Raw genomic sequence first — 20,299 nt, forward strand, 5'->3', positions numbered from 1 at the left:
CCGAAACAGCGTTATTCGACTAGAAGATTTCGCCAAACCCGAAGTGGAACTGGGAATCGTCATCACCCTCAGCGTAGTCAAGGCGGAGATTTCCGAGAGGAGTCCTTACCCGAACACCCAGACCATAGTCGTCTTTCATATCGGAGAAACTCAACTCGGTGTTCCCCACATCGTAGAACAGGACTAAAGAGAAAGCGTCCTCTACAGGGACGTGCAATTCGAAGTTCCCCAACAGAAGTTCATCACCCTTAAACTGCGCAGAGTCGTACCCCCGAAGAGTTCTGGCCCCTCCTAACATGTAGCGCTCCATCCACGGCACAGAACCACTGGACGAACCAACTTTGATCCTGGCAGCAAATAACATGGGGTTATCCTTCTCGATCCTGAGATCTATCAGATCCTCCAACCCCTTGATGGGCACAAAGACCTTCCCCTCAAACCAGTACTTTGTAAAACTCCAATCGCCGCCAAGAAACTCCATAGCCTGCTCCACCGCGACTGTCTCCAAGTCACCTTTTCGGTATTGCAGATAGGGATCCAGGTTATTCCTGGTAAGCTCCCCCATCACGGTAAAGGCACTTCCTCCTGTCCCACCATTACTTGTAACCAAGTCAAACATATCCCTTGACCCGCTTTTAAACTGGACATCGCTGTCATGCCAATCAAGGGTTATGAACCAGCTGAGCTTATCGTTACCCCGAAACTTCTTCCCAGCACCGATGTACACGCCCTTTCGATCTTCGTCATACTCAAAAAGTTGCCGGGGTCCCAAGTCCTTGTCCCAATACGTTCGATCCTCGTACTCCCGACTGTAGGCGCCTATTTTCCAGGCATAGGCCTTCTGGTCCATATACGAGTCGGAGACGCTGGCCCAATACCCCTCGTACTCACCTAAGTCAAACCCCACATCAAGATGAATACCCCGACCGGCCAGGTTAGAGTCCGAGTACGAAACACCGCCACCCCAACCGCTGCTGGAACCGTGGCTCACTGAGAACGAGACCTTGCCGGTCTTCTGTTCCTCAACGGTAAGGATAAGATCCACGGAGCCCGAACCATCCTCAGAGGGCTCAAACCCCACACTCACATCCTCGAAATACCCGAGGGCTCGTATTTTCCCCAGAGAGTGACGAAGAATCATGGAGTTGAAAAGGTCTCCCTCCTTGATACCAATGATACGCCGGACGACGTAGTCCTTGGTTTTCTTGTTACCCTGGATCACAATCTCACCGATACGAGGTTCTTCAATATAGACCTTCACCAGCCCGCCATTAACCTGAACGTCCTTGATTCTATTCATAACATATCCGTCTTCCTGAAATTTTTCTTTAATCCTTTGAAGGTCGTGACGGAAAAATACTCTGTTAAAAACGGACCCAGGAGTGGTGAATACCTGTTTTCGAAGGTCCTCATCGCTATAGACGGTATTACCGATAAACTGGACCTCGGTCACTACAGGATTTTCGGTAACAACGTACATCACTGAGACATCGTCCTGTCGGGGATCAAGACGAGCATCGACATAGGAGAAAAACCCAAGACCGTATATGGCCTCAATATCCTTTCGGATGGTCTCTTGGTCCAGAGGCTCACCGACCTTGGTCTCGACCACACCTAATATATGCTGGGAGACGACCTCCTCGTTCCCTTCAACAGAGACCTCGGCGACCACGGAAGCTGCTTCACCGGCAAACGCCATGGAAGAAACCAGCACGGCAGCCACCAACAACGATATGGATATCCTCCTCACAAGACCCTCTCCTTCCGGTCATTACAGTTCATTCGTATCTTCCAAAATCACGAGGCTGTCACCACCCCGAAGAGCCCGTTGTCCAATCTCAATGAGACTCATCATTTCATCCAAGGGAACTGTTCTTTGAGATGACGTACTCTTTGGCATAGAAGGGAGCTCCTCTGACCGAGAAACCCGATGCCTTTGACGCTGAAATTCCTTGGGGGGCTCAGAGACCGACGAGGGCACCTCAACGAGATTGGCCCCACTCAGGTTATTTCTGAGTGCTCTTAAAAGTTTTCGTTCATCCAAAGTGACCAGCTCCAACAAGGCTTTTTGGTCTTGCCAGAGCAACGCCTCCCCTCTCAGGTCGGACGTTGATAGAGGAAAGGCTGCCATGAGGACAAACACCGTTGCCGCAAGCACCGTGCCTACAGATCGAGTTCCCCTTCGTCTGGAGAATGTATGGGGCTGATCGACGACAGACCACAGGACACGACGGGCATTTTCAAGCTCAGCGGCAGCACACTCCATGTCAGACAGGGCATTTTCCCAAGACCGGGACCTACAGGCAAGAAGACATCGATCCAGCCATCTCTGTACGGTATGTATTCTCTTTTCCATAGGGAGCCTCCGAAGACTTCAATAGTATTTTTTGTTTTGTGTCTTCAGTATCCCCTGCTACCGCTGCGGAGTGGCATCCCGAACTACAAGCCAATTTTTTAGCCACGCCAAGGCTTTTCGGCGAAGGCGATAGACGTGGCTCACATCGAGATCCTCGTCCTTGGCCACATCCTTAGCTTTTCTTCCTTCCATAATCAGCTCGGAAAGAATCCGACACTCCCTGTCAGGCAAGGACTCCAAGGCGCTCCAAAGGTCCAGAGCCGCATCAATGCTCTCGGGAGAAACAGGGGCTCGAAGCTCTTCGTCTACATCCTCCATGGGCAAAGGGGCCTTAGCCTCCTTCCGTTGAAGAAAGTTGAGCATTTGCCCCTTAATTCTATAATAACCGTAGGTGGTAAAACGATAGCCTCTCTCTGGCTTGAAACGATCCACCCCGTTGATCAGAGCCATCATCCCTTCCTGCACTATGTCGGGGTACAGACCTGGAGCGACATGAAATTTCTTAGCGATCCAAAACACCAAGGGACGATACAAAAGGATCAACGCCTCTCGAGCTTCTTTATTCCCATTCTTATGTCGGATCCACAAAGCACGTTCTTCTTCCGGGGATATTCGGTTCTTCTGCACAGATCCACCCCCTCAATAAAATCCAACGCTTATTGTACCAGCAAGTCAGCAAAAAAGGGGTACAGTCACAAAAAACGCCCCAAGAGAGAGATAGGAGAGACCACTCTCTGGAATCAGAACACACGCTAACGGTGCCTTGTCGTAAGAAACAAGCCTCCGTTCTGAGGTAAAAATCTCCGACATAACCAGAAAACGGGCATCTCCTCGTCATTCTCACTTTGAAAAAGCCTTCTGGTTTGCTCTACGTCGAGCCTGATCTGTCTCGATAGACAGCCAGGATCGTCAAAACGCTGGCTCGCTCTAAGGCGATGATATAAAAAGACGGTGAGCCGCCTGTCGTAGAGGTCTCCATCAAAGTCGACCAAATGGACCTCGACCTGAGGAACGGTCACGTCACCAAAGGTGGGATTGATCCCCACGGAGATAGCCGCAGCGGATATCCTCTCATCAACGATGGCCTTTCCGGCATACACCCCCGAGGCGGGAAGCGCCTTCGATTCGGGAACCTTGAGGTTCGCAGTGGGGACAGCCATGAATCGTCCTCGGCCACGGCCCCTTATGACGGAACAAGTCATAAAGAACGGATATCCCAAGAAAGTCCGCACCCTGTACACATCTCCCCGAAGAAGCAGGTCTCTAATTCCCGTGCTACTTACCACCGTCCCCTCAAGCTTGAAGGGGGAAACGACCTCTAAAGGAATTCCTCGCATCCTGCAGAGTTTTTGCAAAACTTCTGGATTTCCCAAACGAGCTCTGCCGAAACGAAAATCATGACCCACGACAACCCCTGAGAGGCCGATATGACTGTCCAGATATTGGAAGAATTCCTCGGGAGCCATGGACGATAGATCAGGAGAAAAAAGCAAAGAATGAACCCGGGGGATTCCCAAGAAAGCCGCGATGCGCTCCTTTTCCTCATCGGTAAATAGCAGAGGCATCTGTCCCCCAGACAGGACCCATCGAGGATGAGGGGTAAAGGATACAACCGACCAGGGCACGCCCTCCCTTTCCGCCAAGGCCGACGCCCTGACCAGCAGCCTCTGATGCCCTCGATGATACCCGTCGAAAGCACCGAGAACGACGATCACAACGGCTCCCCTCCTGAAAAAACGTTGGTCTCAGGGACGAGCATTCCCCTTTGCTCCACGACCTCGAAACGACACATGGAAAGGACACCATCTCCCAATACCATGAGAGGACCGTCGGGAACTGTCGCTCTGGAGACAACCTGAGCTCGGTCCAGAGGCACGGGAAGACCGTTTCGTAACCGCTCAGCCAGATCGCTCGAAATCTGGTATGTCGCATACGCCCGAGAGATCGTCGTCAAAGGCAACAGAGCACCCAGCAAATCTGACCGATCCGGCGGGATCTCGGGATCGAACGGAATACCGTGATAAGCGAGATCGAAGGGGCCCGTAGCAGTTCGTTTAAGAGATCGGAGATGGCCACCACAGCCCAGAAAATCCCCGATATCCCGCGCCACACTCCTGATATAGGTCCCCTTGTGACAAATCACCTGAAGGCCAATCTCCGGCGGATCGCTGGTCACGCTGAGAACGCGGATCGACTTGATGTACACTGGCCGAGGAGAGAGAACGACATCCTGCCCCTGGCGAACTATGGTATGAGCCCTCTGTCCCTGTACTTTAAGCGCCGAGACAGCGGGGGGGCGCTGCATTCGTACTCCCAAAAATGAGGGCAGAATCTTCCGAACAAGATTCTCGGAGAGGTTTGGGACCTCTGATTCTGCCAGGATCTCTCCCGCCCCATCGTCGGTGGAGGTCGTTATTCCAAGACGGACGGTCCCCACGTACGTCTTGGGCAAGGCCATGACATACTGGCAGAATCTGGTAGCCTTTCCTACAAGGACGATAAGCTGCCCTTGGGCCGTAGAGTCCAGGGTCCCGGCGTGACCTACTTTGTTTTTTTTGCCTACAATCCGTCTCACAGCCGAGACACATTGGGTACTCCGGACACCAGAGGGTTTATGGAGGACGAGGAAGCCTCCATCACAATCGGTTTTGAATTTCACCGATGACATCGTCGATCACCTCGTTCATGGTACCGCTCAGTCGGCAACCCGATGCATTTGGATGCCCACCACCACCCCACAAGCTGGCAACCGATCTAACGGACAGATCGCCTACGGATCGAAGACTCACCTTAATGTCGTCACCAGCCTCGACGAACAGTACTCCCACCACGGTGTCGGAGATTCGCATGAGGGCGTTGATCAATGTCTCGGTATCATCGGGAACAGTGCCAGTCTCATCGAAATCCCTCATCCCCAGCCAGGAGTAACACACCCCATTACGCCAAACTATCCGTTGAAACGCCCTTCCCCACAGGTGCAATCTCGAGGGCGAATCATTATGATACAGAAGACGATTCATACCTTGAGGAGAGACCCCCTGATCCAGAAGTTCGGCCACAACCCGGAGAGTTTCCCCCGTGGTATTTGAAAAGGAAAGCCCTCCCGTGTCAGTGACGATAGCGACGTAGATGGCCTCCGCCATAGGAAGAGTCGGAATCACTCCCAGATCAGAGACCAAACCATGGATCATTTCCCCTACCGACGAGACCGACGCAATCCAGTTGACCGTTCCAAATCGGGGATTATCCCCGTGATGGTCGATTACCACCAGATTCGCAGCTTTCTCAATGCCAGGAAGCCCCCTGTCGGGGGTGCTAACATCCACGGTCACCACAAGCCTTTGAGCCAGGTCGTCACTCAAGGAGGGCATCACACGATAGAGATCCCCACAGGGGATGAAGTCGTACCGATGAGGAAGAGGGTCGGCGCCTCCCCAGAGCACGTTCTTTCCGAGGAACTGCCCGATCTGCAAAAGAGCACTGGCCGCCCCCAAAGTATCCCCATCGGGTTTGACGTGGCTGATCAGCAACCATTCAGGAGCTTCCTTCAAGGCAGCGACGACTCGACGCCGATCCTCAGAGGTCATCGTCATCTCCGCCTTTTGAAGGGAGCGATACGACCTGATCCAAAAGCCGGTCAATAGAGCGACCGTATTCCGCACTGCTATCGTAGACAAAACGAAGCTCAGGCACCGTACGCATCCTTAGGCTTTTGGCAAGAGAACTCCGGATAAAAGAACGAACCTTTTTCAACGCATCGGCCACAGCACGACGATCTTCGGGGAGCAATGTCGTGAAGTACACCTTGGCAAATTTAAGATCCTTGGCACAATCGACCCCGGTGATCACTGCCCCTCTGACCGCCTCATTCTTGACCGAGAACTCCAGGAGGCGGGAAATCTCCCTCTGCAATTCCTTGTTCACTCGGTCGATACGGAAAGCCGCCACGACGATCACCTCGTTTCATATAGTGAATTCACTAAAAAACTGTCGGAGGCCCCTACAGGAGACCTCCGACTCGGCGGTTTCTCTATACTACAGGGTTCTCTTTTCTTCAATCAACTCGTAGGCCTCGACCACGTCACCTTCCTTAATATCCTGGAACTTGGCAAAGCTCATACCACACTCGTATCCTGAGGAAACTTCCTGGACATCGTCCTTAAAGCGACGGAGAGCTGACAGCTCCCCTTCCCAGAAGACGACCCGATCCCGTACGAGCCGAACCTTGGATCCCCGTTTAATAGATCCTTCGGTGACCATGCACCCCGCAACCTTGCCCACCTTGGGGACCTTAAAGATCTCCCGAATCTCGGCCTGCCCGACAACGCTCTCTCGAATATGAGGTGCCAACATACCCTCCATGGCCGCTTTAATATCGTCGATAATGTCATAGATAACCCGGTAGAGACGGATCTGAACATGCTCTTTCTCCGCCATCTTCTTCGCGTTGGCGTCAGGACGAACGTTGAAACCGATAACGATAGCGTCTGACGCTGAAGCCAGCATAATATCGGACTCTGAAAGGCCTCCGACCCCGGTGTGAACGATGTTGATACCAACCTCGTCGGTAGCCAGCTTATCCAGCGAACCAATAAGGGCCTCCACGCTGCCTTGAACATCGCATTTGAGAAGCAAGTTCAGCAAGGGAGTCTCTCCATCCCGCATTTTTGTGTAGAGCTCCTCCAAAGTCATCCGAGGGGCGATCTTGTTGGCCTCCCGACGACGTTCCTGTTCTCTGGCCGAGATGCAATCCCTGGCTTCCTTTTCGTTTTCAGCGACTACAAAACGCTCACCTGGCTGAGGAACGTCATTCAGGCCCAGAATCTCCACGGCCGTGCTGGGCCCAGCGGTCTTCACCTGCTTGCCCGACGCATCAATCATGGCTCGAACCTTTCCCCAGGCCGAGTCCAGGAGGACGATATCCCCCCGGCGCAGAGTTCCCTGTTGGACCAGAACAGTTGCCACCGAGCCCTTGCCCTTGTCCAACTCAGCCTCAATGACCACGCCCTCGGGCGTCACGGTAGGATCGGCTTTCAATTCCTCCATCTCTGCCACCAGGAGGACCATCTCCAACAACTGGTCCAGGTTCTCGCCTGATTTGGCGGACACATGAACCATGATGGTGTCGCCTCCCCAGGCTTCTGGCACCAGACCGTGATCACTCAGCTGTTGTTGCACTCTATCGGGGTTGGCACCAGCTTTGTCAATTTTGTTGACCGCCACAATGATAGGGACACCCGCCGCCTTAGCATGATTAATCGCTTCCACTGTCTGGGGCATGACACCATCGTCAGCTGCGACAACGAGGATGGCAATGTCCGTACACTGGGCTCCTCTGGCTCTCATGGACGTAAAGGCCGCATGTCCCGGCGTATCTAAGAAGACGATGTCCTTATCACCATGACAAACCCTGGAGGCTCCAATATGCTGGGTAATACCACCAGCCTCCCTCGCAGTAATGTTGGTGTTCCTGATGGAATCCAGGAGGGTTGTCTTACCGTGATCTACGTGCCCCATAACAGTAACGATGGGAGCCCGAGGACAGAGGTTATCCCCTCGAAGAACCGGCTTTTTGGCAACAGTGAGAGGCTCCTCCTGAGGCTCTGGTGGAGCCCACTCCAGATCCACCGAATACGCCTCCGAGAGGATGGCTAAAATCGTGTCATCCACGGAAGCCGTGGCGGGAGCCATTATCCCCTCAGCGATAAGGGTCTTAACGACCTCGGCAGGAGAGACATCGATCATTTCAGCGACATCCTTGACCGTCGCCCCCTCGGGCACTGAGCAGGAACAGCGCTCAAGAATACCCTTTTCACCAGAGCCGGAATCTCCGTTTTTGATGTAGTCCTCCACACGCTGAGCCGTCTCCAGTTCCAGAGAGCTCATATGGCTTTTTGCCTCAATTTCAAGACCTCGCAGAACCTCCATAAGGTCTTTATTGCTCATATCCAGCATCTTTGCCAGTTCATATACCCGAATTTTACTCAACGGCCTCTCCCCCTTCGACAAGTTGATCAATGACGAGGCCCGTCAGCCCTTCTCCTTCGGGGAGAGCCACAACCTGACATCGAGACAGACCGATAATGGACCCCAGTTCCCTTCGATCAACTCGGCCAAGCCGCACAACCCGATGCTGACAGCCTTTTTGCACACCCAGTGATCGCCTGAGAGCATCCGAATGATCAGAGGACAAGACGATCACGTATCTTTTTTTCCCTTTTTTAGTCACAGAGAGGACTCGATCCTGACCGATAACCAAAAGCCCTGCTCTTCTGGCAAGTCCAATAGTTGCCCGCCATGAAGCTTTACCGCTCATGATGTGGGGCCCCCGAAGCTTGGGTCACCAATGACCGATACACGTCGTCGGGGACATGACACCGAAGTGCCCGATCCAAGCATCGTCTCCTTCTGGCGGTCTCAATACACAAGAGCTCAGGGCAAACGTAAGCCCCTCGACCATCTGTTTTGCCCGATTCATCCAGGATAACCGAACCATCGGGACGACGGACAACTCGAATGAACCACCTCGCGACATCTCGGCGTCGGCAACTCACGCACATTCTGGGATTTTTCGAGATAGCGTTTCTCCCCCCGGGCATGACCGTACGATCTCTCAGGGAATGTCCTCGAAGAGGTCCTGTAACGTGGGCATAGAATCCCTCTCCGGTGCAGCCATGGAGTTGATATCGACCTTCCATCCTGTCAAGCGAGCTACAAGACGAACGTTCTGCCCGGCCTTACCTATCGCGAGAGAGAGCTGATCAGGTCTGGCAAAAACCCGGACGGACTTCTCCTGCTCCAGCACCGGCTCCACCCGAAGAATCTTAGCGGGGGACAGAGCATTTCGGATATATTGTAACGGATCGTCACTCCAGATAACCACGTCAATTTTCTCACCGTCCAGCTCGTTGCTGATGGTCTTGATCCTGGCCCCTCCGTTGCCGACACAGGCCCCCACAGGATCGACATTGGGGTCTAGTGTGCTCACAGCGATCTTAGCCCGAGCCCCTGCTTCCCGAACGATACCGTGGATCTCAACCACGCCATTGGCTATCTCAGGAACCTCAAGCTCCAAGAGGCGACGCAGAAGGCCCGGATGGGTCCGAGAGACAACGATCCTTGGTCCCCTGGTCGTCTGACGTACATCCAGAAGATAGAACTTCATTCTCCCACCAAGCTCGTACGTTTCACCGGCCATGCGTTCCTCCCGAGGAAGCATGGCCTCGGTACGATCACTGATTCGAACCAGCACCTGATCGTTTTCAGCCTTGAAGATCACCCCGTTGACTAAATCACCGATCCGCTCGGAGAATTCGTTGAAGACGATCTCTCGCTCTGCGTCCTTAAGCCTCTGGATAATTACCTGACGAGCCGTCTGAGCGGCGATTCTGCCAAATGTCTCTGGAGCAATATCCACAGGCGTCCGAACCATGTCCCCTTCGACCAGACCGGGGTGCCCGAGAGCAGCGGCCTCCTCCGTAGAGACCTCTCCATCAGAGCTCCTTACATCGTTGACCACCCGACGAATCTCGACGATGGAGATCTCGCCGGTTTCACCGTCGATATGGACCTCCGGCTCAAGATTTTTTTCCTTAAACTTCCTGTAGGCCGAGGCTAAAGCAGCCTCAATACTTCCCAGGATGATCTCCTGAGAGAGTTTTCGTTCCTCGGTGAGCTGTCTCAGAGCTCGAATGAAGTCGCTCCCCAACTGCATTACCCTTCCTCCTCCTGCCCGTTCCGCTGTTTCTTTCTCTTTTTTCTTCTAGTCTTGGGTTTTTTCTGCACATCAAACACGTATTTAAGTCGAGCCGACGAGACGACGTCCCAGGGAATCTCCAGCTCTCCCTCGTCGTTTTCGATCCGAACCAAGCCTTCCTCAGCAGCCACAATCCGACCGGTTATGCGCCGGTGTCCTTGAAAGGATTCCCGAAATTTGACGACAGCTGTCCGGCCAAGGAAGCGAAAAAAATCCTCCCAAGAGCACAAAGGCCTCTCAAGACCGGGAGAACTGACCTCCATGTAGTATCGACCATCGAGAAGGTCTTCGCCCCGGGCATCCAGGGTTCGATTGATCTCTCGGGAAACGATCTCACAATCTCGTACCGAGACGCCCCCTAAAGTATCGATGTAAATCCTCACGAAAGAAGCTCCAGACTCCTTTTTCAACTCCACACCGACAAACTCGTACCCCAGATCCTCGACGATCCGTCTGAGATTCTCACGTGAAAAGGTCAATCCCTCTGTATGCACCCGTCTCGACTCCTTTGAGTGTACAGCTTAAAAAAAAGCGAAGAGTGGGAAGGCCCACTCTTCTCGCATCAGGACAAGTATCCCACGTCCCACCCAGAGTGTACCATGGGGGGGCAAAAACGACAAGAGCGACCGATTATTCCATAGCTTCATAGAGGAAATCACTCCACCAGAGATCGACTGTGGCAGAAAAATCCTCCTCAGGGAGAATATATAACTCACCGTCGCTGAGGACCTCTTCACTGAGACTGGACAGATCGTCCAGATTAGCCCAGTACGGGCTTGTCGCATCCTTAATGCGACTATACAGACGAGCCTCTTGAGCACTCACATCTCTTCTCCCCTCATCATGGAAGTTCGTCCTAGTCTACCCAATAGTTCGGTGCCTCCTTGGTAACAACCACGTCGTGAGGATGACTCTCCTTCACCGATGCAGACGATATCTTCACGAACCGGGCCAGATGGTGCAGGTCGTCGATATTCGCAGCGCCAGCATACCCCATGCCGGAGCGAATCCCACCGACAATCTGGAACAGAACGTCTCCCGCCGATCCCTTATAGGCTGCCAGTCCCTCGATGCCCTCGGGTACCAGTTTATTTTCCTTCGCGCCTTCCTGAAAGTATCGGTCGGTACTGCACCCGCTTCTCATGGCTCCCATGGACCCCATCCCCCGATAGTTTTTATAGGAACGCCCATGGTAGATGATGACCTCTCCGGGGCTCTCTTCAGTTCCTGCAAGGAGCGAACCAATCATGACAGAGTCAGCACCAGCGGCCAGAGCCTTAACAGCGTCCCCTGAGTACCGGATACCGCCATCGGCGATGACCTTAACTCCTTTGGGCACAGCCACCGAAGCTACGTTCATTATAGCAGCCAACTGAGGAACTCCGATACCAGCAATAATCCTGGTCGTACAGATAGACCCAGGCCCTACTCCAACCTTGACGGCGGAAACTCCCCGTTCGATCAGGGCCTCGGCCGCCTCGGCAGTCGCGATGTTCCCCCCCACCAAGGGAAGGTCAGGGTGACGTTTCCTGATGGCCGAGATGGTATCCAGGACCTTACGGGCATGGCCGTGTGCTGTATCCACCACCACAAGATCGACCCCTGCATTGACGAGTCCATCGACCCTGTCGAAAACATCCCGCCCCACTCCCACAGCAGCTCCAACCCGGAGGCGCCCCGATTCGTCCTTGGTCGCATTGGGAAAATCCTTCGCCTTCTGAAGATCCTTGATGGTGATGAGCCCCTTCAGAATGCCAGAATCGTCCACGATGGGGAGCTTCTCCACCTTGTGACGCATAAGTATATGCTGAGCATCATCCAGGGTGGTACCCTCGGGTGCGGTCACCAGTTTATCCTTCGTCATCACATTTTGAATAGGCTGATCAAAATCCCGAATGAACCGTAGATCCCGGTTGGTGATAATCCCCACAAGTCGCTTCCCCTGATCGACGATCGGGACCCCGGAGATATGGTAATACGACATGAGTTCCATTGCCTGGGACAGGAGGTCGTGAGGATGGAGATAGAAGGGATCGACAATAACCCCTGACTCGGATCGCTTGACCTTATCAACTTCAGCCACCTGACGTTCCGGCGTCGTGTTCCGATGAACGACACCCAGTCCACCTTCACGAGCCACAGCGATGGCCAAACGACCTTCGGTGACCGTATCCATAGCAGCACTACAGATGGGTATATTCAAGCCTATCTCTGGAGTCAACCATGTCTGGACCTGAACCTCCGAGGGAAGGATCTCGCTCTGCCGGGGCTCAATCAAGACGTCGTCAAAGGTAAGCCCCTCATAGGACACGAATTTCTCATTAAAATTCATAAAAACCTCCTTATAGATTCAGACCTCTCTCGCCACCATGCCCCACCCAATTCATCAGCAGGGCGTGACCGTGACCACCGCGTAACACGTCATGGCCTCACCCTGTCCCACCGGGCCAATCCCCTCTCCTGACTTGACCTTCAGGTTAATCCGTCGCCGCCCATCGTTCCACAGACATTCAAGTTTGTTCACGATATCCTCTACACCATCGCCGATTCTTGGAATCTGAGCATGGAGGACGATGTCGGCCCAGATAACTCCCCATCCGCAGTTTCGAAGACGGTTAATCACATCACGAAGCAACTCGTAACTGTCGGCTCCTCGGTAGGTTTCGTCAGACGCCGGGTATAAACGACCAATATCGGGTAAACCAGCAGCCCCTAAAGCGGCGTCGGAGAGAGCGTGACAGATGACGTCGGCATCCGAGTGACCATCAAGCCCCAGAGGCGATGGAATGGACACACCACCCAGGATCAGAGGACGATCGGGGACCAGAGGATGGACATCAAACCCCACCCCGGTTCGCACCGTCGCTCCAGTCGTTGCGAGTTTTTGAGCCATACTCCACTCTCCCTCAGTGGTGATCTTGAAGTTCTCCGTCTCTCCCAAAACCCAAGTAAGCTCCCGCCCAGAGGCTAGCCATGGCTCAGCTTCATCCCGAACCAACGGAGAGGAAGACTCCAGAACATCAAGGAGACTCTCCCGGTGGAAACCCTGAGGTGTCTGGGTCATCATCAGTCCATCTCGATCAACGGAGCTCATGACGGATTCCCCCTCACGAATGCGCTTGGCGGCATCGACCACGGGGAGCAGGGGAATGACTCCTCGACATTCGGTCACAGCGGACATGACGGAGCGACACAAATCCGGAGAGACGAATGGTCTGGCCGCATCATGTACGAGCACCCATGAAGCATCGGTTCCTCGAAGAGCGTTTCGAACCGACAGGGAACGAGTCTCTCCACCTCGAATAACCGTTACCCTGTCACTCGGGATATCCGGGGGCAATCTCTCAGGCGGGACAGTCAAAATCACGTCATCGATACCGGATGCACGAGCGGCCCCTGCGGCCCATTGCCAGACAGGACGTTTCCCCAGAAGACGAAATTGTTTTGGTTGGCCACCCAGTCGCTGTCCTGATCCGGCAGCCATGATCAGAAACGCCCACGAATTTTTCACGAAAAAACCTCTCGACGCACTCTGCCAAAGATCATTCGCCCGGCCGATGTCTGGAGCATGGACGTGACAACGACCTCCACTCGACGACCTATATACGCCTCACCGTCCTCGACGACAAGCATGGTCCCGCTGTCCAGATACCCTATCCCCTGCTGAGGCTCCTTACCCTCCCGAATGACATCCACGATCACGTTCTCCCCAGGAAGATAGGCAGGCTTCATGGAATTCGCCAGATCGTTGACGTTAAGCACGACGATCTCCTGGATTTCAGCGACCTTGTTCAGATTGTAGTCGGTGGTCAGGATTTTACCCCCAATCCGACGAGCCAGCGCGATCAGACCACTATCCACCAAGTCCACGTCCAACTCCTTCAATCCAACCTCGGTTATGACCAAATTCAAGGAAGGAGCCCCTTGAAGAGCTTTAACAACATCCAACCCCCGGCGGCCACGAGCTCTTCGCCCTGGGTCCTTGGAGTCGGCCACCGACTGAAGTTCGGAGAGAACAAATCGAGGGAGCACGACAACTCCCTCAAGAAAACCGGCGTGAACAACGTCCAGGATTCGTCCGTCGATGACGACGCTGGTGTCCAGGATCTTTGCAGGCACCGCAAGGGAAAAATCGTCCTTCCCGGACTCTCCACGGTTTTTTCGAAAAAGAAGCCGTTGCCGAAGCGTCATGAAGGACGCAAAAAAGCCCCTGATATCCTCCTGACGGTTAACGAAAAGCCGAGCCAGGACATACCCGATGACCAAGTTGAGAAAAAACGCTACGTAGGGGCCAAGCGGCAAGCCAGCAAAGGGCATAGCCATCAAATTCGCCAACAGAAGCCCCACAAAGAGGCCTGTTGTAGCTGCTGTAATGTCCTGCCATTTGGTGGTTTGAAGGTTTTTTTCGAATAAAGAGCTCATAAAGCCGAGAACCCGAAAGAAGAGCGGAGCAATCAAAAAGCCTATACCGCTGAATATGAGGACGCTCCCCCCGTTGAGGAACGCCTGTATCCAAAATCGGTCCACGTCAATCCGTTGAGATAAGAGGGATACCACCATGGCAGACAGCTGGTAGCCAGCGATACCACCCAAAATCGTCAGCAAAGCCCTGCAGATCCCCCCCATGATTTTAATGAGACCGTCGGTCATAGAGACACCCCTTTCTCGCCCGATGCGGATGAAATGCTATTATCGACCATCGTCCTGAACGACGATCCTGGTATCCATGGCAGCGTGCAAGGTTACCCGATCAGCAAATTCGATGCTGCCCCCAACAGGCAAACCATAGGCGAGTCGGGTTTTTTTCACCGTTTTTAAAGGCCGAAGGGCTGCCAAGACAGCGTGATAGGTCATATCCCCCTCGACTCTGGGATTGGTAGCGATGATGACCTCGGAAACAGATCGTTCGTTCACCAGGTCAAGAAGCCTTTCCAAGACCCCGCTGGGGATGTCCCGACCATCCAAAGGAGAGACATTCCCTCCCAAAACGTAATACAGGCCGTCGTAAACGCCGGCCTGCTCAATACTGAGAAGATCTTCAATACCCTCGACCACACAGAGAATCGAACGGTCCCTCAAAGGGTCAGAACATACGTGACAAGGCTGTCGGTCCGTGAGGTTACCGCAGATATGACAGACCGTCAGAGCGTCCTTCAGGGAAAAGAGCGCATCAGCCAATTCCCGAGCATACCCATCGGGAGCCTGAAAAACGAAGAACGCCATCCTTCGGGCGCTCTTCTCCCCAACCCCGGGAAGCCGCTTCAAGAGCCCAATGAGGCGCTCAAACGGAGAGGGAAGGGCCATTTAAAACCCCAATCCCAGAGCTCCACCCAGTCCGCCGGTAACCTGGCCCATCCTCTCCTGGGCTACCTCCTGCCCCTTTCGGACGGCATCGCTCACAGCCGCCAAGACCAGATCCTCCAACATCTCTACATCCTGGGGATCGACCACCTCCGGCGCAATACGCACCGACAGGATCTCGCCATGTCCGTTGGCCACGGCAGTCACCATACCACCTCCGGCGTTGCCCTCTACTCGCTCGTCCCCCAGAGACTCCTGAATACGCTGCACCTGGGCCTGCATTCTCTGAGCCTGTTTCATCAGATTGTTCATCTTCACCTGAATACGCCCTCCGTTTCCTGATGGTCACCCATGATGATACGACATCCCTTCCCGTATCGTCCATGCCCGATAGATCTGCTCCGAGAGGAGGAGAAGACACATCTCGTGGGTCATGGTCATTGGGGACAATGATAGCATCTCGTCGCTCCTTTGGCGAACCTCCCAAGAAACACCGAAGGGACCTCCCACGACAAAAACCAGGCGCCCGGAAACGCTCTCCAATGTGGAAAAAAGGTGGGACGAGAAGCGAACGCTTGGCATAGAATCCCCTGCTTCGTCCAGGAGAACTGCATGATCCCTGGGCGAGAGCTCTTTCAATATGGCCCGACCTGTTCTTTCCATCGCCGTCTCCGGCGCACCTCCTCGAACATCGGGCAGAGAGCGTATGTCGAGAGGAAAAGACGAGGGAAGTCGCCTAACGTATTCGGCAATACCCTCCCGAATAAATCGCTCTTTGGGTTTCCCAACGGTGATAATGCGAAGTTTCATGTCCGTCGCTTCTTTTTAGTCAGTTTTTTCACGGCATACCGCTCCTGTCGTTCTCTTTCCGACAAGGTCTCAGAGATCTTCTTACGCTCAGCCAACAGAGAGGGCAGTATATTGTGTTCCAAAGTATTAATCTTCAAGTTCGTCTTCTTCAGTTCCCGTTCGAAGGATTGAATCTTGCTCCTAAGGGTTACGAACTCCCACAGGAGAGACTCGGATTGAGCGATAAGCTCCAGAAAATCGTCGACGTACAGACAGGAAAGAGCAGGATCCATGGCTAAGGGGAATCGACGAGTTATTGACGATGCCTCGGGCTCGAAGACACTGTACCGACATCCCATGACAGATTCTCTGGTACAGCGAAGGGTCACGAGGGGGCGCTGGAGCCTCAAGAGCTGGATCGTAGAGACTCCATCGTGAATCCTGATCATGCCGTATAGGATACCCAGCCGACGGGAGAGGTCCCTGAACGTCTCCTGAACCTTAATGTAGCGACGACGCTCCTCCTCAAGAACCCGAAGAACAGCGTCTCGTTTTTTCTCTAAAAGCCCCTTTCCCAGCTGGACATCCCGAATTCTTGCGGAGACCTCAAGGAGCCGATCCCGAGTGATGGCGGTGGTCACGACCGCCTCCCTCTTTGGAGAACCAGTTCACTCGGCAGCTTGTACAGCTCCTGATCGGGAAGTTCTCTCAGGGCCATCCAGGCTCTCTCGAAGGACTCGCTTATGGTTCGTCCCCCATCGTCCTGCTGGACGAAAGTTTTCTCGAACATTTCCCCGAATCGAATATATCGATGTTCCGTATCCGTAAGTCCATCGTCGCCCACGATGAGCCGGAGCTTGACCAGTTCCCGAGCTTTAGCGTATGACGAATATAACTGATCGGCCATAGCACGATGATAGTCAACGGTCTGCGCCTTGCCAATCCCCTTGTTCATCAAGCGGCTGAGGCTAGGCAGGACGTCAACCGGCGGAAATATCCCCCGATCATGAAGCTCTCGCCCCAAAACAATTTGCCCCTCGGTGATGTACCCTGACAGGTCGGGCACGGGATGAGTCATGTCATCGTCAGGTATCGTGATGATGGGAATCTGGGTGAGACTCCCGGGCGAGCCATCGATACACCCAGCCCGTTCGTACAGCTCAGCCAGATCCGAGTACATATATCCTGGGTACCCCCGACGTCCTGGAACCTCCTCCCGGGCCGCACTGATTTCCCGAAGGGCGTTGCAGTAGTGAAGCATATCCGTCATAACCACCAAAACATCGTAACCTTTTTGAAACGCAAAGTACTCGGCCACTGTGAGGGCCATCCTCGGGGTTAAGAGACGTTCTGCTGCTGAGTCCCCCGCCAGGTTGATGAAAAAGACGCCTTTTTCTATAGCTCCCGTATCCCGAAAGGAATCGAGAAAATACTGAGCTTCACGCTTGGTGATTCCCATTGCGGCAAAAACGACGAGAAACTGTCGATGCCCGCCAGGCTTGGAATGCCTCACGATAGAGGTAGCTACCTGGTTAGCGGGGAGCCCTGGCCCGGCAAAAACAGGGAGTTTCTGCCCCTTAACCAAGGTATTCATGAGATCCACCGAAGAAAGCCCCGTCTGGATAAACGACCGGGGGCTCCTCCGACGAGCCGGATTGATGGGAAGCCCTGATACAGGCAGCCGGTCCTCACAGAAGAGAATTTCCTGACCGTTCTCGTCCTGCCCCCGTCCGTTGAGGACCTTACCAATCAGGCTGGTCCCCACCGGCACGGTCACCACGTCCCTATCAAGCCAGACGGTGGTCTCGCCGGTAGGGAGCCCCATGGCCCCGTCGAAGAGTTGGACCACACACAGATCCCCTTCAATCTGAAGGATCTGCCCACGACGGGTCTCCGTCGGATCGACCACGGTTACCAACTGACCGTATCCGGCGTTTCGGACCCCTTTAACGAAAAGCAAAGGACCGGCGACAGTTGAGACGGATCTGTATCCTTCTCTATAAAGAGCCATTGGGATGCACCGCCGCGTTTTTGAGAGTTTCGTCCAATTCTTCAAGCCAGTGAGAGAAGGCCGCCTCCAGCTGATTTTCGTCCCGCAAACGCAAGGAGAGGAGATCCTGAAGCAGGGTCAGACCTGAGAGATCCTCGAATCGCAAACCGTCCTCCATGGCCCGGAGGATACGGGCATCCAGATCCCGAAGTCCCTGAAGGAGCATCGCCTGTTTTCTGGGGTAGGTGCAGGCGTCCGCTGGATCAAAGGCATTTTGCTGAAGGTAGACCGTCTTTAAGAGATCGACAAACGTAAGAGTCCATTTGTCTAATTCCGACAGACCATCCCTCCCCACCAGCTGCACCAGGGATCGAAGCTCCTTCTCAGAGGCAAGCTTATCCCGAAGAAACCCCCTGAGGTCGATCCATTCCGAGGAAAGCTCCTTCTCGTAAAAACCCTGGAGTTCCTGATCATACAGGCTGTAGCTCTGATTCCAATGGATAGAGGGGAAATGACGTTGCTGAGCTAATCCCTTGTCCAGCGCCCAGAATACCCCTGAGAGACGCAGGCTCGTCTGGGTGACGGGTTCAGAGAAATCCCCACCTGCCGGAGAAACAGCGTTAATCACGGTCACGGAACCTTCCCTGTCAGGCTTTCCCAGAGGACGGCATCGTCCAGCCCTCTCGTAGTACTCGGCCAGGCGACTGCCCAGATAAGCCGGGTACCCCTCCTCCCCTGGCATCTCCTCAAGGCGACCACCAATCTCCCGCAATGCCTCGGCCCAACGAGATGTGGAGTCCGCCATGAGAGCGACGTTCAACCCCATGTCCCGATAGTACTCCGCCACGGTGATGCCCAGATATACGCTCGCCTCTCTGGCAGCGACAGGCATGTTCGAGGTATTCGCTATCAGGACCATTCGATCCATCAGGGGAGCCTCTCTGTACGGATCCTTAAGCTGGGGAAATTCCTCTAAAACCTCGGTCATCTCGTTACCTCTCTCACCACAGCCAATATAGACGATGACGTCGGCATCGCACCATTTGGCAACAGCTTGCTGGGTCACGGTCTTGCCCGTTCCAAAACCACCAGGAAGAACGGCAGCCCCACCCATAGCGAGGGGAAATAGGGTATCGAGAACCCTTTGACCGGTGATCAGGGGACGTTCGAGAGGGAGACGTCGACTCACAGGCCGAGGACGACGGACATCCCAGCTCTGGACCATGGACAAACTCCACCCATCCGTCGTGACAACCTGGGCATCGACGGGATACTCTCCCTCTGGGAGAACAGAGCGAACAACAGATCCAGAGAAGCCTGGGGGGACCATGATGGAATGCATCACGGCATCGCATTCCTGAACAGTACCCACCACGTCACCGGAGGCGATCTCGTCACCCACGCTGCTCCGAGGAACAAATCGCCACGTCCGCTGACGATGTATCGGCGACAGGTATGCCCCTCGTTTCAAGAAGACTCCGTCCTCTCCGAGCACTTTCAGGGGACGACCGATGCCGTCCAGCACCGACCCCAGAAGCCCAGGAGCGAGCTCCACCGACAGGAGACGACCGGTAAAGGAAAGAGGGTCACCAACCTGAAGGCCATCGGCGTTCTCATAGACCTGGATATCCACCTCACCGGCTCGAACGCGGACCACCTCGCCCAAAAGCCGCTGAACCCCCACATGGACAACCTCATACATGATGACAGAAAAGGACACCCGAGACCGTATCACCGGCCCGGCAATGCCCCAGACGAACGATTCACGCTTCATCCCGCCACCTCCTGCATGTCCAACTCCGGCAAAGGAAGCCAGAGGGGGAGTTCCATGGTCTCAAGGCGGGATCTGAGCTCGGGTGCTAGACGGGCAAACCAGCCCTCGTCGACGACGACACAGATCAAATCTCGACGCTCTAAGAGCGCTGGAAGAAGCGACAAGAGGTCGTCGGGGTCCTGACAAAGCACCGGTTCAAGCCCTACAAGACTCCAAAGATCGATAAACAAGGGTTCTCCCAAAACAACCGCTTCCCCCTGACTCAGCACGCACGACGCCTCCCCTTGATTTTTTTCTCAACCATCCATAGGGCACCTCTAAAAACCTCCATCC

At 54.2% G+C, this 20,299-nt stretch carries 23 protein-coding genes; all 23 read right to left on the reverse strand.

Annotated elements, in window-relative coordinates:
* Positions 1-19: 19 nt before the first annotated feature.
* The 23 genes from CSA35_03000 to CSA35_03110 all read right to left on the reverse strand — a co-directional run bounded on the left by CSA35_03000 (position 20) and on the right by CSA35_03110 (position 20,235).
* Positions 20-1,750, reverse strand: a complete 1,731-nt coding sequence (locus CSA35_03000) for an outer membrane protein assembly factor (protein PIE55070.1) — start codon at positions 1,748-1,750, stop codon at positions 20-22.
* Positions 1,751-1,771: 21 nt separating this feature from the next.
* The gene (locus CSA35_03005; GenBank protein PIE55071.1) at positions 1,772-2,356 is read right to left on the reverse strand and encodes a hypothetical protein; all 585 of its coding nucleotides are present in this window, start codon (positions 2,354-2,356) and stop codon (positions 1,772-1,774) included.
* A gap of 57 nt (positions 2,357-2,413) precedes the next feature.
* Complete coding sequence (locus CSA35_03010; protein ID PIE55072.1) at positions 2,414-2,983, reverse strand: flagellar biosynthesis protein FliA; 570 nt, start codon at positions 2,981-2,983, stop codon at positions 2,414-2,416.
* A gap of 125 nt (positions 2,984-3,108) precedes the next feature.
* Complete coding sequence (ribF, locus tag CSA35_03015; protein PIE55073.1) at positions 3,109-4,071, reverse strand: riboflavin biosynthesis protein RibF; 963 nt, start codon at positions 4,069-4,071, stop codon at positions 3,109-3,111.
* Positions 4,068-5,024: a tRNA pseudouridine(55) synthase TruB gene (gene truB, locus CSA35_03020; protein PIE55074.1), complete on the reverse strand. Its 957-nt coding sequence runs from the start codon at positions 5,022-5,024 to the stop codon at positions 4,068-4,070. The genes ribF and truB overlap by 4 nt, the downstream gene beginning before the upstream one ends.
* Entirely contained in the window at positions 4,993-5,949 is a 957-nt protein-coding gene (locus CSA35_03025) for a phosphoesterase (GenBank protein ID PIE55075.1), read from the reverse strand. The genes truB and CSA35_03025 overlap by 32 nt, the downstream gene beginning before the upstream one ends.
* Positions 5,933-6,304, reverse strand: a complete 372-nt coding sequence (gene rbfA, locus CSA35_03030; protein PIE55076.1) for a ribosome-binding factor A — start codon at positions 6,302-6,304, stop codon at positions 5,933-5,935. Before rbfA ends, CSA35_03025 begins: the two co-directional genes overlap by 17 nt.
* A gap of 87 nt (positions 6,305-6,391) precedes the next feature.
* Complete coding sequence (locus tag CSA35_03035) at positions 6,392-8,344, reverse strand: translation initiation factor IF-2 (protein PIE55077.1); 1,953 nt, start codon at positions 8,342-8,344, stop codon at positions 6,392-6,394.
* Positions 8,337-8,672: a hypothetical protein gene (locus CSA35_03040; protein ID PIE55078.1), complete on the reverse strand. Its 336-nt coding sequence runs from the start codon at positions 8,670-8,672 to the stop codon at positions 8,337-8,339. The genes CSA35_03035 and CSA35_03040 overlap by 8 nt, the downstream gene beginning before the upstream one ends.
* Positions 8,662-8,916, reverse strand: coding sequence for a nucleic acid-binding protein (locus CSA35_03045; GenBank protein ID PIE55111.1), 255 nt, complete (start codon positions 8,914-8,916; stop codon positions 8,662-8,664). The genes CSA35_03040 and CSA35_03045 overlap by 11 nt, the downstream gene beginning before the upstream one ends.
* 53 nt (positions 8,917-8,969) lie before the next feature.
* Positions 8,970-10,070 carry a transcription termination/antitermination protein NusA gene (locus CSA35_03050; GenBank protein PIE55079.1) on the reverse strand — a complete coding sequence of 367 codons (1,101 nt, stop codon included), beginning with the start codon at positions 10,068-10,070 and terminating at the stop codon, positions 8,970-8,972.
* Entirely contained in the window at positions 10,070-10,606 is a 537-nt protein-coding gene (locus CSA35_03055) for a hypothetical protein (protein ID PIE55080.1), read from the reverse strand. Before CSA35_03055 ends, CSA35_03050 begins: the two co-directional genes overlap by 1 nt.
* Before the next feature lie 136 nt (positions 10,607-10,742).
* The gene (locus CSA35_03060; GenBank protein PIE55081.1) at positions 10,743-10,937 is read right to left on the reverse strand and encodes a hypothetical protein; all 195 of its coding nucleotides are present in this window, start codon (positions 10,935-10,937) and stop codon (positions 10,743-10,745) included.
* Between the two features lie 31 nt (positions 10,938-10,968).
* Positions 10,969-12,444: an IMP dehydrogenase gene (locus CSA35_03065; protein PIE55082.1), complete on the reverse strand. Its 1,476-nt coding sequence runs from the start codon at positions 12,442-12,444 to the stop codon at positions 10,969-10,971.
* 54 nt (positions 12,445-12,498) lie between these two features.
* A complete protein-coding gene (ispF, locus tag CSA35_03070) occupies positions 12,499-13,623 on the reverse strand; it encodes a 2-C-methyl-D-erythritol 2,4-cyclodiphosphate synthase (GenBank protein PIE55083.1) in 1,125 nt (374 codons plus the stop codon).
* The gene (locus CSA35_03075) at positions 13,620-14,762 is read right to left on the reverse strand and encodes a twitching motility protein PilT (GenBank protein ID PIE55084.1); all 1,143 of its coding nucleotides are present in this window, start codon (positions 14,760-14,762) and stop codon (positions 13,620-13,622) included. Before CSA35_03075 ends, ispF begins: the two co-directional genes overlap by 4 nt.
* 39 nt (positions 14,763-14,801) lie before the next feature.
* Positions 14,802-15,416 carry a recombination protein RecR gene (locus CSA35_03080; GenBank protein ID PIE55085.1) on the reverse strand — a complete coding sequence of 205 codons (615 nt, stop codon included), beginning with the start codon at positions 15,414-15,416 and terminating at the stop codon, positions 14,802-14,804.
* The gene (locus tag CSA35_03085; protein PIE55112.1) at positions 15,417-15,725 is read right to left on the reverse strand and encodes a YbaB/EbfC family nucleoid-associated protein; all 309 of its coding nucleotides are present in this window, start codon (positions 15,723-15,725) and stop codon (positions 15,417-15,419) included.
* A 33-nt stretch (positions 15,726-15,758) separates the two neighbouring features.
* Complete coding sequence (locus CSA35_03090; GenBank protein PIE55086.1) at positions 15,759-16,223, reverse strand: hypothetical protein; 465 nt, start codon at positions 16,221-16,223, stop codon at positions 15,759-15,761.
* Complete coding sequence (locus CSA35_03095; protein PIE55087.1) at positions 16,220-16,843, reverse strand: ATPase; 624 nt, start codon at positions 16,841-16,843, stop codon at positions 16,220-16,222. Before CSA35_03095 ends, CSA35_03090 begins: the two co-directional genes overlap by 4 nt.
* The gene (locus tag CSA35_03100; protein PIE55088.1) at positions 16,840-18,213 is read right to left on the reverse strand and encodes a V-type ATP synthase subunit B; all 1,374 of its coding nucleotides are present in this window, start codon (positions 18,211-18,213) and stop codon (positions 16,840-16,842) included. Before CSA35_03100 ends, CSA35_03095 begins: the two co-directional genes overlap by 4 nt.
* Entirely contained in the window at positions 18,200-19,966 is a 1,767-nt protein-coding gene (locus tag CSA35_03105) for a V-type ATP synthase subunit A (GenBank protein PIE55089.1), read from the reverse strand. The genes CSA35_03100 and CSA35_03105 overlap by 14 nt, the downstream gene beginning before the upstream one ends.
* Entirely contained in the window at positions 19,963-20,235 is a 273-nt protein-coding gene (locus CSA35_03110) for a hypothetical protein (protein ID PIE55090.1), read from the reverse strand. Before CSA35_03110 ends, CSA35_03105 begins: the two co-directional genes overlap by 4 nt.
* Positions 20,236-20,299: the final 64 nt, after the last annotated feature.

The sequence above is a fragment of the Dethiosulfovibrio peptidovorans genome (assembly GCA_002748665.1).
GTDB lineage: Bacteria > Synergistota > Synergistia > Synergistales > Dethiosulfovibrionaceae > Dethiosulfovibrio > Dethiosulfovibrio peptidovorans_A.